Below are 333 nucleotides of genomic sequence, written 5' to 3' on the forward strand. Positions count from 1 at the left end.
AGCTGAAAATATGTTTAAAATCATTAGTAAAGAGGAAGATGGATATAAAATTGGTAGAGAAGCTCTAGATTCCTGTTGGAAATGGCTTGAAGGTGAAAAAATTGAAGCTGATAATTTGTGTAACTACATAGATAGTGAAGATTATGTAGATGTGGCCGAGTGTGCAAATAAAGAAACAGATGTACAAAAACAATATGCATGGTATGCAGTTTTAGATGCTGTGTCTTATACAACTTATCAAGCCTACCATAAGGAAGAAAGAAAATATGTTCCGCAAGTGGTTGAAATTATTGACGATGAAACATTAATAATATTAGGTGAAAATGCAATTGA

General features: G+C 32.1%; 1 protein-coding gene. It reads left to right on the forward strand.

Annotated features, from left to right (window positions below; genetic code table 11):
• On the forward strand, positions 1 to 333 hold a 333-nt coding region (locus BAMA_RS23400), incomplete at both ends, for an Imm6 family immunity protein (RefSeq protein WP_034644496.1).

The organism is Bacillus manliponensis (genome assembly GCF_000712595.1).
Lineage (GTDB): Bacteria > Bacillota > Bacilli > Bacillales > Bacillaceae_G > Bacillus_A > Bacillus_A manliponensis.